Here is a 12,721-nt window from a genome sequence, read left to right as displayed (position 1 = left end):
ATAGCTATCAATATTCTCAAAAATGATCAAACAAAGAACATTAGCATCAGAAGGAAAATGAACATTGCAGCTTTAGACATCAATTATTTACTTACCCTGTTGAAATTTTAATGCGTTTGCCCTGATAGACCATACAGACTTCTATGAAAAGCGTCCTAAGGAGAATGCTTTTTACCGTTTTGGCTTTTATACCATTTCCTGCAAAAAATTTGATGGCCTGTTAAAATATGGCAAAGGATATTACGACTTCAATGAAGGTTCCTTAATGTTCACCGCACCCGGACAAGTCATAGCGCCCGGTCCGGATGTTACGGTTGATGAAGGTTGGGCGTTGTTTATTCATCCCGATCTGATTCATGGTACCGATTTGGGTAAGAAGATACACCAATATTCCTTTTTTAATTATGAGGCCAACGAGGCCCTGCATATTTCGGAAGAGGAGAAACTGATCATTAAAGATTGTGTGGCAAAGATTGAAAGGGAGTATTCACAAAATATAGACAAACACTCGCAAGGCCTCATCGTAAGCAATATTGAACTCTTACTGAATTACTGCAGCCGTTTTTACGACCGGCAATTTTACACAAGGGCAAAAGTTAACTCAGATGTGGTGCAACAGTTTGAAAAAATATTAAAAGATTATTTTTCGCAAAGCAGCCTGATTGAAACAGGCTTGCCAAATGTTAAATATTTTGCTTCACGGCTCAACCTGTCGCCTAACTATTTGTCCGACCTTTTAAACAAATTTACGGGCAAAACCACACAGGAACATATCCACCTGGAACTAATAGATAAAGCTAAATCGTTGTTGTGGGGTACGAATGATTCAATCAGCGAGATCGCGTATGGGCTTGGGTTTGAACATCCTTCGCACTTTACAAAGATATTCAAATCAAAGACAGGAAAATCGCCCAGCGAGTACAGATGCCTCAATTAATGGCTAACTAATTCTTCGGATGAAAATCTTGTAAAAGAATTCATTTGATTCTTGCTGATAACTTTCTCTAACTAAAACAAACCCCAAAGGCCACTTTTTGGGGTTTGTTTTAGTTTTTTTTCTATCTTGCAAATCGATTTAGCAAGCCCATATAAACCATTCATGAAACACTTTTTTTTATTTCTGTTAGCTCTAGCAAATTTGCTTTACATACAATCCGGCCATTCACAATCCAAATCTTCTCAAACCGACAACCGACCATGGAATACTAATTGGATAGCTGCACCCAATGATGCCGGTAATGCGTATGGCATCTACTATTTTCGCAAAAGCATCGACCTTGCTGCCAAACCTGCGTCTTTTATTATCCATGTCTCTGCAGATAACCGCTACAAGTTATATGTTAATAGCACGCTGGTATCACTCGGCCCTGCACGCGGCGATACCTATTACTGGAACTATGAAACGGTTGATTTGGCACCTTATCTTATCGCAGGCAAAAACACCGTATCGGCACTTGTTTTTAATGAAGCCCAGTTCCGTCCAGAAGCACAGATTTCCGTACGCACGGCCTTCATTATACAAGGAAATTCCGCCAATGAAGAAATATTGAATACCAACAATACATGGAAATGCATTCGCGATGCCGGCCATCAGCCTATTCCAGGTTATTTTTTTGCTGCCAGTAAAGGCGAAATGGTAGATATGAATCAAGCTGTAAAAGGCGATTGGACAGCTGTAAGTTATGATGACAGTACCTGGCCTGCTGCAGCAAAAATACTCGACGGAAAACTTAAAGGTATGTCTTGGGGTATAGACTGGGCATTGGTACCTTCGTCACTGCCCGCAAGGGAGATGACCTACCAGCGTATCATTAAACTGCGCAGTGCAATTGGCATGAGCGTTCCGCCAACGTTTCCCGAAAAAAAGACTTCATTAACTATCCCTGCCAATACTACAGTTGCGTTATTGCTCGATCAAACTTTTGAAACAAATGCCTATGTAACGTTAAATTTTAGCGGTGGCAAGGATGCCGGAATATCATTGGGCTATGCCGAAACACTTTACGACAAAGGCAGCAACGGCACCCGTAAAAGTAACCGGGATGAAGTAGAGGGTAAGGATTTTATAGGTCGAAAAGACAGCCTGATTGCAGACGGCAGTCGGGGGCAATCGTTCACAACATTAAACTTTCGCACCTACCGTTACATCAGGCTGATTGTACAAACCAAAAATGAGCCGCTGATTATCGATGATCTTTATGGCACCTTCACAGGTTATCCTTTTAAACGGACAGCGGTATTTAACACAGACAATACCGAAATTAAGCAAATATTAGACATTGGCTGGCGCACAGCCAGGCTTAACGCCTGGGAAACTTATACAGACTGCCCTTATTATGAGCAGTTGCAGTATATTGGTGATACCCGGATCCAGGCATTGATATCTTATTATAATACCAGCGATGACCGGCTGGCGCGTAATGCCCTCACCCTGATGGACCATTCCCGTATAACTGAAGGCGTTACCAAGAGCTGTTACCCTACCAAAGGTACACAGATCATATCAACATTTTCGCTATGGTATATTTGCATGCTGCATGATTATTGGATGTACCGTAGCGATAGTGATTTTATCAAAGATAAATTAGTTGGCGAAAGGGCAGTGCTGGATTTTTTTAGCAAATACCAACAGCCGGATGGTTCATTAAAAGATACACCATACTGGGCGTTTGTTGATTGGGCCGGCAATTTGGGCGGGGATGTGAAAGGCGCGGACGGCAGCGCGGCTATATATGATCTGCAGCTGCTTTGGGCATACCAATGGGCAGCGGAAATGGAAGCAAAAATTGGCCTGCGCGATTACGCCAATATTTACAATCAAAAAGCAGCACAGTTAAAGGCAACCATACAGCATAAATACTGGGATCCGGTTAAAAAACTGTATGCCGATACTAAAGAAAAAACCGGATTTTCACAGCATGTCAATTCTCTGGCCATACTCACAGGCATGGTGCAAAATGCTGAATTGCCTGCATTTAGCAAAAGGCTGTTAACCGATACCTCATTAACGCAATGCACTATTTATTTTAAATACTACCTGCACCAGGCACTGATAAAAGGCGGCTTGGGAAACGATTATATGACCTGGTTGGATGTGTGGCGCAACAACATTAAAATGGGCATGACAACCTGGGGCGAAGTATCAGACCTGCAATACACGCGTTCGGATTGCCACGCCTGGGGCGCAAGTCCAAACATTGAGTTTTTCAGAACTGTATTGGGGATCGACAGCTATGCGCCCGGTTTTGGTAAAATAAAAATAGAGCCACATTTAGGTACTTTAACAAATGTAAGCGGCGATGTGCCCCATCCCGGCGGAAAAGTTTCAGTTAGCTATAAATTAAAAAGCAGTAAGTGGCAAATAAACATCAGCCTCCCGGAGAAAACGTCGGGAATACTGGTTTGGAAAACTAAAATTTACGTTCTCAAAGCAGGTGCGAATTCATTTTTGATTTAAGCCGAATAATTCGGTCAGCTTTGATGATAAAAATGATAAAGGTGCGTTTATAGCGCCTAATGACATATAAATAGACTCAGCTGGATCGTGGTTCGAATCCCAGCGGGTTCTTTCAAAACATAGATTTTCAGGGCACATCGAACCAATCAACTTACGTTTTTCTTCGGGAAGTCCTTGCGTTCCCCATCATTGGCTTAAGCGGCACCTTTGTACTGTTAAATCATTCATACAACAATAATTAAGTTGTACTGTTAAATCATTCATACAACAATCATTCATACAACATTAATTAATAAAACAATGAAAAACTCAAATGTAAAGAATGTAGTGCTTGTTCACGGTGCATTCGCTGACGGTTCTGGTTATAAGGCACTTTATAACGAGTTAACTAAAAAAGGGTATAACGTTTCAGTTGTACAGAACCCCTTAACTTCCCTTGAAGACGATGTTTTGGCAACACACGTTGCTTTGGACAGGATCGGTGGGCCAGCAATTCTTGCCGGACACTCATGGGGTGGTGCTGTGATTACCGAAGCCGGTAACCATCCAAATGTTGCTGCCCTGGTTTATATAGCTGCTTTTCAGCCGGACAACGGCGAATCTGCTCTGCAATGGCTGCAAACAGCTCCGCCTGCACCTGAGAACGGCGTACTTCCTCCGGATGAGAAAGGCATTGTGTACTATGACAAAGATAAGTACCATGCAGGCTTTTGTGCTGATATTGATGCTGATGAAGCTGCGTTTATGTATGCCTCACAGGGAGCATTTTACGCCAAAGGCTTTGTAAGCCCGATTACTGATGCAGCCTGGCGGCACAAACCGGCCTATGGCCTGATCGCTACCGAAGATAAAAGCATTAACCCTGAGATACAAAGAAATATGTACAGCAGGTCGAACACGCAGGTAACCGAAGTTAAAGGCAGTCACGTGATCTTCATGTCGCAGCCTGAGATCGTTGCAGGTGTCATTATCGAAGCAGCTGAAAAAGCCTTCCAAGCGTAATTGTCTGCTAAATTTTATTCCATGTGCCGCTCACGGCACGTGGAATACAGTCTTGGATATTCTTAAGTAGTTATCGGCGTTAACCACTAAATAGTTTACGAGTTAGTTATGTTAAATAGAAAACGCGGAATCTGCTATCATTAAAAAATAAGGGCTTTTGAATATCACGTTTAACCATTGAATAATAGTCTCATATCGGTTTCCTACAGCATCGGACCCTGTGATTATCGAGGCATTACTTTTCGCCGCCTAATTCTTCGATAGTTCGTCTTGCCTTTTTCAAACGGATCTCTTTGTTTTTAGCAATAAGTTTTTCCGTAGCAAGCTTTTTAAGTTTGTGGTGCAGGGGTACCAGCAACGCCGCTATTGCAACCAAAACCAGCAGCATCAATGCCGGAGAATGATGAGTTAATTGCTCTAAAAAAGGATGAAGTATTAAATTGATAAATTCAAAAAGAATCAACAAGGTGATCACACTAAAAAACTCGATCCATTTTGAATTGGTGATAAAACTCCGGCTTAGCAATAAAAACAGGGTTGTCAAAATAAAAAGCGCGGCAGCGATAAATACATACTGGATATTTTCTTTTCGTTCCTGAGCAGCCAGTTTTTTCTCAGATGCAATCTCCTGCTGCCGCAATTGTTCGTTAAATTCCAGGTTTTGCAACCGGGTGACCTTATCAAGGCTGAATACTTTATCTTTTATACCGATCATTAATTGTTGGTACTTAAAAGCGCTGTCAATATTGTGCGTTTCGTTGTACAATTTTGACAACAGCGTACTTGCGGCCAGTTGCTGAACAACGTAATGGTATTTTTTGTCTATTAACAAACCCTTGGTTGCATAGTAAATAGCCGAGTCGCGCTCATGATAGCGGTCAAAATGTTCTGCAAATTCAAAATAAGACCTTGCAAGCAACCGGTGTTCATTTATTGCTGAATTTAGCGAAAAAGCCAGCCTGAAATAACCATCAGCAAGTTTTTCTTTACCCATTTTTGAATAAATAATGCCCATTTCAGCCTGAAAACCCCCGCCTAAAACATTTTTATTATGATACTTTCTCACAATCACGGCCATGCATTCCTGCACAAAGATAAAGGCAGAATCTAATATACCGAGTTGCTCGTAAGCCTTTCCTTTGTCACCAATGGCGCTAAGTAATTGATCATTATCAGGCAGGTGCCTGACTAAAGCTTCAGACTTTGAATAATAATCTATTGCTCGTCTGAAATTGCCCTCGTTCCTGTTTACCATCGCCAGGCCGTTGTATATCCCGGCCGTCAATATGGGGTCGCCAATAGTTTCTGTTTTGGCCAGTGCTTTAAAATATGCCTCCTGTGCATCAGGATAATTTCCGGCATACCACAATTGGCCGGCCAGGAAAGCTAAAGCACCCACTTCAAAATCCGCCGGATAAATATTTCTATTTTTTATGCTTAGCAGCACTACCCGCTGTGCATAATATACCATTGAATCGGGATTAACATCCCGGTAGCTGGAGCTTTGACTGGCTAAAATTTCCATCCTGTCGCTGTCCGTTTTAGCGGCAGCCAGCTTTTGTTTCAAATCCGCGGTGGTGGCTATCTGTGCACATGCGGCAAATATTCCAAACGAAAAAATAATTGTAAATACATGTTTGATCTTTGGTACAGACATGGTTGAATTACTTAAAGGCAGTGCATTTTCCGTTTCTTTATCATGAGGCATTATATATTGATGTAATGGTCATAATTGTATATAAAGATAAGGGTTACAAGTGATTTATGCTTTATCCCACATCTATTTCTTGCTTTACTGTTTGTTAAAAAAACCACATGGATTGCTAACAGAAGCGTAATGATATAATTCAATCAACCATTAAATAATAATACCCCTAATATTCAAGATGCGTCAAAACAACAATCCTGGTTATTTATTAAATTTCAATGCCACATTTTTTTTTACATCCTCAATAAAAGTGTTCAACATCTGTACTTTGGGGGTCACTTAAAAGCCTTTCAAAGAAATTTGAAAGGCTTTTGTTTTTTTGCTTTTTGACGTTAGGTCGACGGCTGGTTTTTTACCAATAGCATCCTTCACGAATGAAAAATTAAACCGGGGCGCATTATCATCATCGGGCCCCGGTTCTAAAATCTGTTGATCCTCTTTATCGAAATCAGCGAAGAGACTTGAAACCTTCGCGGATATCATTAACCAGGAGTTCAGGTTGTTCCCAGGCAGCGAAGTGGCCGCCCTCGTTATGCTTCTTGTAATAGATCATATTGGGATATGCTTTCTCTGCCCAGCTCCGCGGAGCCTGGTAGAGTTCGTCAGGAAAAGCGCTCACGACAACCGGGATCTTGACACCTAGTGGGGCTACAAAGGCGTGCTTATTCTCCCAATAGATACGGTACCCGGAAACCGCTGTGTTTGTCAACCAGCACAGTGTGATGTTGTCAAGAACATCATCCCGGGTAAGTCCTTCAGGCTCACCGGCAAACGAGCGTGAAATTAGCGCCAAACTACGCTGGTCGTGGTCAAGAAACATAGTGGCCAGGCCGACGGGCGAATCCGCCGTTGCGAGTAATGTCTGTGGACGTGATCCCATAATGAGGGCGTAGGCAACGTGCTTGTATGAAAAGACCAATTGGTCATACGCTTGTTTTTCTTCAGCTGAGAGGCCGTCTGGTGCAGGGGCTCCGCCAAATGCCGCATTGTTGATTTCAACTGGAACTGTGCATGGGAAATTTGTGGCCATGCCCAGTAAATCATCGGGTGACTGTACGGCCATTACATCTGTGATGAGCCCACCCCAATCTCCGCCCTGCGCTACAAATTTCTTGTATCCAAGACGCTTCATCAGTGTTACCCATGCACTGGCGATGCGGGGCGGCAAATTGCTTTGAATTTAATTCAATCCTCAAAATATTGATTATCACCCCCTCCTTAGCTACAAACTATTTACCGCCTTATTGATCAAATCAAAACCCTTTGCCGAATAAGGTAATTTCAGTGCAAGCCGATGCCCATTCTCATCCATTTTCAATAATGATTTCCGGAGAATATTTATTATTTTTTCTGGCTCCTGCTCATGCTTTTTGCGAAATTCTTCATATTGTAATTCCAGGAACACCAGGCAAAGTGCATTCTCCATGGTCTGAACATCAGGATCAACCTTAATTCTTTGCTTCAGGATGATTTGCTTAACACGATCTAATGTTTCTTCGCCATAACCAACTTCTTTCATTAAACGCCCGGCAATGGCAGCATGGTGCAGGGCAAGATCCTTGCGCCATTTAAGATAAGGCTCGCGCCCGTCCGGGTAATCTTCACGCGGAATTTCCCATCTTCCAATATGCTGACTTCTGGATGCTAACAATAATTCTTCATCAGCATCAGGATCCAGCTTTAAAACCCACTCATATAATTTAACAGCAAAAAAATATTCCTGTGGCTCACTTACACTTTCCCATGTAAAACTACGGGGATCTTGCTTATTATAAGCATCAAAAAGCTCAAATGCTTTATTTAATCTACTCATTGGTTGAAAATAAGTTAATTATTTATAAAGCTATCATAGTTTTTTCAATTGGTATAAAAATCCTCCGCCCTTTCAAATGTCCACCTTGTTAAATGTTATTCATGTTAATGAAACACTGCGTTTTAAAAACGGCAAAAAAAACATTTTTTTCGGTAATATGAAAAAAAACGCTGATGTCTATTATTCCGGTTGTTGGTCTACTATTTTTTTACTTCATTTCCTATTCGTTTAATATTGTTATCGGAAAATAATCAAGGACTTTCATTTAAAATTTATATTATGAAACACACAACATTCAATCAGGCATTTATTAAGATGTTTATGCTGATTACACTATGCTTCACTGTATTTGGTTTCACAACAAAGTTTGGGTTGGACACTTATGAGATCTATCTTAATAACAAGCTCATCCTAAAACAGTCGGTGAACCAGCCTTTGAGTTTAAGAGTACTGCAACTGGGCAAGGCAAATGACAATGATCAGTTGCGCATCAATTACAAACATTGCAATGTAAAGGGGGCCGGTACGAAAAGGAGCATTGCCATAAAGGACGAGAAGGGAAATATATTGAAGAAATTTGAGTTTGCCGATGCCACCGGTTCGGATTTAAATATGGTGATATCGGTAAAAGAGCTATTGCAGCTGGAAAAGAATAATGCCTATCATGAGCTCAGCCTTCATTATACTGCACAGGAGCTCCCCAAAGGAGAAATGCTTGCATCTCTTCGTTTTAAATAAATGAGATACTTTCCGGGATTCCCTAATCACTTAGCCAGAAGCATTCATAATACGATAGGGAAATCAAGGAAAGAATTTACTTTTTCCAGATAACTGTTAACCCACCTGATTCCCCGGTGAATGGATCTGTCCGGGGTACGGGCAGGGCGGCTATGTTCTTATCGGTCCCGGGCCGCTCGCCGGGCAGTCCTTTGTTCACATCCCAGCTCCGGCCGTCTTCGTAAGCGCCAACAATGCCCAGGTTGTCGCTGCCGAGGTTCTTATGCCCAACTCCTGCGGGAATGACAATGATATCACCTGCCTGCACCTTTACCTTACGGCCTTTTTCACCACCAAGGTGCAGCAGCGCTGAACCGCTGTAAACCCCCAAAACCTCGTGGGAGGTGCTGTGATAATGATGAAATGAATAAACGCCGTTGCGCCAGGAGTTTGTCCAGTTATTGGCAGCAAAATGTTGTTCCAGCCAGGCTGCACCGTCATCGTCGCGGGCGGCAAAGGCATTAGGATAGAGTAACAAAGGGAATTTGCTGTTTGGGACGGTTCCGTCATCGTGAAAGAGCAACTGTTCAGGCATCATGAGTTGATCGGTATTAAATGGCTTTCGTGTACTTATAGCTACTAAGCCGAGCCACGATAAAAATGTTTTACGCTTCATGAGATTGTTTATGACAAGGCTGCCTTCTGGTTACCATTTTGATGAATGCCCAAAAAAGCGGCCTTGTTTATAAAATAGTACTTGATTACGTAACGCAGGAACGGAAATACTGTTTTAGCAAACTTTTGGGCGTTAAATATGTTCTTAATTACAACAACTTCCCGAAATGAAAACTTTTGAAATACCGGTTGGCCAGGGCCAGCGCTTATTAAAATTTGAACCACAGAAAAAAGCTAATACTTTTAAAATCTATGCCGTGGATAAGGCGGAAGACTGGATCGATTATGAACAATCCCGGTCAGTGGATCTGCCTCCAGATGGGTTACTAGGTACGATTACGGTGCACGGCGAACATCGTTTCGAATTTGACGGGCCCGGCGCTTTCACCGGGCAGGACCTATCCAGTATAGCTGCACAAATTGTAAAACATCCACAATTTAAGCCGGAATAAATCTACGCCGGGAGAGCTTTTGCACCCCAAAGAATTATATCTTAATAATTTTACCGTTATAAAGTATTTTACCGTTAAAATCTATTGTAAATAGATACACCCCTGGTGTTAAGCTGATAGGAATAACATTTTGCAAGCCATTAAATGTTGTTTTTAAGCTTAGCCTCCCTGTAACATCATACAGTTTTAACTCATAATTTTTTAGTTCTCCACTTAAAATATTTAACTGGTTGCTTACAGGATTTGGGTATAAGGTAAACTGATTGCTTTGTAAAAAAACAGCGCTTGCCGGGTCTGAGTAAATAACTTTATCATTGAATGCGATCAGTTTAGCCCTGTAAAAGTTTAGTCCTTTTTGAGGATTTGTATCAATAAAATCATAAATAAGGTTATTTTGAATAATCTCTGTTGTACCTATAGCAGTATAAACATCAGCGGCAATACGTTTTTCCCATGTAATTGTCTTTAAATTCAAAACACTGCCTAATGAAAGTGTAAGAGTTATATTATTGACATCGGTAACATTGGCCAGCAGGGCCTTTACATAACACCCTACTCCCTGTAATGTAGCATCAATTGTGCGGCCCTTTATACCCTCAAAATTATTGCCAAGGGCGCTTACTGCAAAATACTTTGATGATTGCATTGAGGCCGGTATAATAACGGCTGTATCAGTGACAGTGGTTAGCTGCTGCAACAAGTTATCTTTAATTGTGTAAATAACATACCCGGTAGCACCAGGCTGCAAATTCCAGTGAAGCAGTGTGCCGTCGGTACAATTATATCCTACATTTAGTGTTAATGGCTTGGATATTACAAATTCTTTGCTGATATACCCCTGTCCATTAATATCCATTTTGAGCATTGCACTGGTAAATACATCCGGTGCTGTCCATTTATAATAACCATCGGCCATGTTTACATTGGTTATTTGCTTCCAGTTAGTTCCATGATCATAACTCACGCTTAATTTCCCTGTCAGGGTGTTATAAGAGCTTTGCCACCGCAAATAATTATCATCTGCAGCAAAAACTTTATTGCCTGTTGGCAACATCCATTCAAACTGGTTGACCAATTTAGATTGATAGGCTACATAAAAAACCTGCGGGCCAATTGTAACCCGCCTGCCGGTTACATAAATAGTGTAAATACCCGGTGACGGACTTTGAATGCTTACCTGCTCTGTATTGTTAAGGGTATCGCGTTGCCTGATAGCAGGTTTAAGTAATGAATCGGCATTTGGAAAGCTGCTTAATGTCCATGGTAATATAGTTTTATTGCCAGGTGTGCTGATGTACAGATCCAGATCATTAATTAAAGCAGATGGGGCATTGAGGGCAGCCGGGGGATCGTTCCATGCTAATGAAACCTTAAACTGGCTGCAATTTGAAGGTACGGAAATTTGAAATTTGGCTACCTGCTGGTTATTTACAGTGCCGGTATAAAATCGGGAATCGCTAATAGTCCTTAATGCCTCAAGTGCATTTAACTTGCCATAGCCTGTTTTATGATCAACAGCCGGTAAGCCGATATCGTCGGCAGAATTTATTAAAACACATTTTATAAGCGCCGCCGAAGGAAGCTTATTATACTTTTTTTTGTATGCCTGCTGCATCAGTACTACAGTTCCTGATGTTAGTGCCGCTGCGCCCGACGTGCCATCTTCGCCATCTGCCACCAATTCTGGCTTAACCCTTCCATCATATGCAGGGCCGGCAGAGCTTAAGTCTTCAACTATACCTGCCCGGTTTGTACCACCAATAACCAAAACATTTTTAGCCTGCTTAAAAGTGCCTGAAAGATTTGCGCTATTGGCAATTCCATTATATAAACCGGTTGTGGGAGTTGTGGTGCCGATGTTTCCGGAAGAAAAAACATGCATAAGGGAATCGTTCTCAAACACCTGCTTGTCGTAAGCTTCAGCTTCGATGCCATAATAGTTTTCGATCCCCGTACCATATGAATGATTTTGAACGCTTACCTGGTTATTTGTAAAAAATAAAATACTATCAGGCAATAAACGGGCGAAATTTGACGAGGTAAATTTTACAGAAGGCGCAACGCCAAGGCCGTTTATAAATGAGTTTCCGTTACCGCCTATCAAAGTAGCCATAATAGTAGCATGTGTAGAATTATTGGAAGATTTTGGCGCTGATTCAAAAGAACGGCCCAACAGGTCGATGTCTGTCTCATCATAGCTTTCTTCTTTAATGCTTACATTAATACCATTTCCGTTTATTCCGGGATAATTATCATTTATTGATGAAATATTGTTTGCGCCGAGGTCGATATCATTTATAACCAGTTCTTCATGAGCTTTGCGGATAGGACTTGCAAATACTACCTGGTTATATTGTAATAGCTCATTTAAATTTTTAACCTGGATTTTTACAGTAAGGATATTGCCATTTCTCCTGGTGACTATTGCAAGTTTCTTTATATTATTAATTAAAGCCTCGTTTGGATGCTTAAGCACAAGATTGATTGATTTCATCCTGTTAGGATGGTTTCTGCCTGCCTGAGCCAGGTCATCAGTTGCTTTCCATAAGGCGTTGGCAGGGGTTGCACTGATAATATTTCTGTCAGGATAGATATCTTTTGTTGATAATACGATGTAATAATTATAGGAAATTCTTTTTAACAGATGCAGGTTCTTCATTTCTGCAAATACAGGTTTATCAAATTTAACCAGGTAATAATGTAAGGTATCCCGCTGTTTAAGCAATCCGCCCTGCTTAGCCGCATAAACTTCAAAAATAGATTTTTCAGCACGGGTTATTTGCGCCCGGCAAAAATTGAAGCAAAAAACAAGCATTACCAGGCAAATACTCTTTTTGGTCATATCGGTTTACAAAAATAAAGGGGGGCGTTGTGCCCCCCTTTAAGGTAAAATTAAT

10 protein-coding genes are annotated in these 12,721 nt (G+C 41.3%); 5 read left to right on the top strand and 5 right to left on the bottom strand.

The genetic code is table 11. The features are described 5' to 3' along the window. Positions 1-265 precede the first annotated feature (265 nt). The 3 genes from JWQ54_RS25205 (at position 266) to JWQ54_RS25195 (ending at position 4,459) form a co-directional block, all read left to right on the top strand. Positions 266-937 (top strand): AraC family transcriptional regulator, encoded by a 672-nt coding sequence (locus JWQ54_RS25205; protein ID WP_299590574.1) that lies wholly within the window; start codon positions 266-268, stop codon positions 935-937. 162 nt (positions 938-1,099) lie between these two features. Further along, positions 1,100-3,457 (top strand): alpha-L-rhamnosidase C-terminal domain-containing protein, encoded by a 2,358-nt coding sequence (locus tag JWQ54_RS25200; RefSeq protein ID WP_299590572.1) that lies wholly within the window; start codon positions 1,100-1,102, stop codon positions 3,455-3,457. Between the two features lie 300 nt (positions 3,458-3,757). Then, a complete protein-coding gene (locus JWQ54_RS25195; RefSeq protein ID WP_299590570.1) occupies positions 3,758-4,459 on the top strand; it encodes an alpha/beta hydrolase in 702 nt (233 codons plus the stop codon). Positions 4,460-4,694: 235 nt separating this feature from the next. Here JWQ54_RS25195 and JWQ54_RS25190 read toward each other — a convergent pair whose 3' ends face one another. The 3 genes from JWQ54_RS25190 to JWQ54_RS25180 form a co-directional block, all read right to left on the bottom strand. Beyond that, positions 4,695-6,167 carry a tetratricopeptide repeat protein gene (locus tag JWQ54_RS25190; RefSeq protein WP_299590568.1) on the bottom strand — a complete coding sequence of 491 codons (1,473 nt, stop codon included), beginning with the start codon at positions 6,165-6,167 and terminating at the stop codon, positions 4,695-4,697. Positions 6,168-6,615: 448 nt separating this feature from the next. Further along, a complete protein-coding gene (locus JWQ54_RS25185) occupies positions 6,616-7,335 on the bottom strand; it encodes an alpha/beta hydrolase (protein WP_299590566.1) in 720 nt (239 codons plus the stop codon). Between the two features lie 54 nt (positions 7,336-7,389). Beyond that, positions 7,390-7,980, bottom strand: coding sequence for a DUF4202 domain-containing protein (locus JWQ54_RS25180; protein ID WP_299590564.1), 591 nt, complete (start codon positions 7,978-7,980; stop codon positions 7,390-7,392). A gap of 279 nt (positions 7,981-8,259) precedes the next feature. On the opposite strand from JWQ54_RS25180, the gene JWQ54_RS25175 reads away from it, so the two are divergent. Beyond that, positions 8,260-8,718 (top strand): hypothetical protein, encoded by a 459-nt coding sequence (locus JWQ54_RS25175; RefSeq protein WP_299590563.1) that lies wholly within the window; start codon positions 8,260-8,262, stop codon positions 8,716-8,718. A 76-nt stretch (positions 8,719-8,794) separates the two neighbouring features. On the opposite strand, the gene JWQ54_RS25170 is transcribed toward JWQ54_RS25175, so the two are convergent. Next, positions 8,795-9,373 carry a cupin domain-containing protein gene (locus JWQ54_RS25170; RefSeq protein ID WP_299590562.1) on the bottom strand — a complete coding sequence of 193 codons (579 nt, stop codon included), beginning with the start codon at positions 9,371-9,373 and terminating at the stop codon, positions 8,795-8,797. 166 nt (positions 9,374-9,539) lie between these two features. Between JWQ54_RS25170 and JWQ54_RS25165 the strand changes: the two genes are divergently transcribed. Further along, positions 9,540-9,824 (top strand): hypothetical protein, encoded by a 285-nt coding sequence (locus tag JWQ54_RS25165; protein WP_299590560.1) that lies wholly within the window; start codon positions 9,540-9,542, stop codon positions 9,822-9,824. Between the two features lie 34 nt (positions 9,825-9,858). Here the strand turns inward: JWQ54_RS25165 and JWQ54_RS25160 are convergent, their stop codons facing one another. Beyond that, positions 9,859-12,666, bottom strand: coding sequence for a S8 family peptidase (locus JWQ54_RS25160; RefSeq protein WP_299590558.1), 2,808 nt, complete (start codon positions 12,664-12,666; stop codon positions 9,859-9,861). Between the last annotated feature and the right edge of the window lie 55 nt (positions 12,667-12,721).

The sequence above is a fragment of the Mucilaginibacter sp. genome (assembly GCF_028288225.1).
Taxonomy (GTDB): Bacteria; Bacteroidota; Bacteroidia; order Sphingobacteriales; family Sphingobacteriaceae; genus Mucilaginibacter.
The sequence above is the reverse complement of the archived record's forward strand: the minus strand, read 5'-3'. Positions and strand labels throughout refer to the sequence as shown.

Excerpts from the sequence above, each read along its gene's own strand:
- JWQ54_RS25205 (WP_299590574.1), top strand. The coding sequence starts at position 266 with ATGTTCACCGCACCCGGACAAGTCATAGCGCCCGGTCCGGATGTTACG.
- JWQ54_RS25200 (WP_299590572.1), top strand. The coding sequence starts at position 1,100 with ATGAAACACTTTTTTTTATTTCTGTTAGCTCTAGCAAATTTGCTTTAC.
- JWQ54_RS25195 (WP_299590570.1), top strand. The coding sequence starts at position 3,758 with ATGAAAAACTCAAATGTAAAGAATGTAGTGCTTGTTCACGGTGCATTC.
- JWQ54_RS25190 (WP_299590568.1), bottom strand. The coding sequence starts at position 6,167 with ATGCCTCATGATAAAGAAACGGAAAATGCACTGCCTTTAAGTAATTCA.
- JWQ54_RS25180 (WP_299590564.1), bottom strand. The coding sequence starts at position 7,980 with ATGAGTAGATTAAATAAAGCATTTGAGCTTTTTGATGCTTATAATAAG.
- JWQ54_RS25175 (WP_299590563.1), top strand. The coding sequence starts at position 8,260 with ATGAAACACACAACATTCAATCAGGCATTTATTAAGATGTTTATGCTG.
- JWQ54_RS25170 (WP_299590562.1), bottom strand. The coding sequence starts at position 9,373 with ATGAAGCGTAAAACATTTTTATCGTGGCTCGGCTTAGTAGCTATAAGT.
- JWQ54_RS25165 (WP_299590560.1), top strand. The coding sequence starts at position 9,540 with ATGAAAACTTTTGAAATACCGGTTGGCCAGGGCCAGCGCTTATTAAAA.
- JWQ54_RS25160 (WP_299590558.1), bottom strand. The coding sequence starts at position 12,666 with ATGACCAAAAAGAGTATTTGCCTGGTAATGCTTGTTTTTTGCTTCAAT.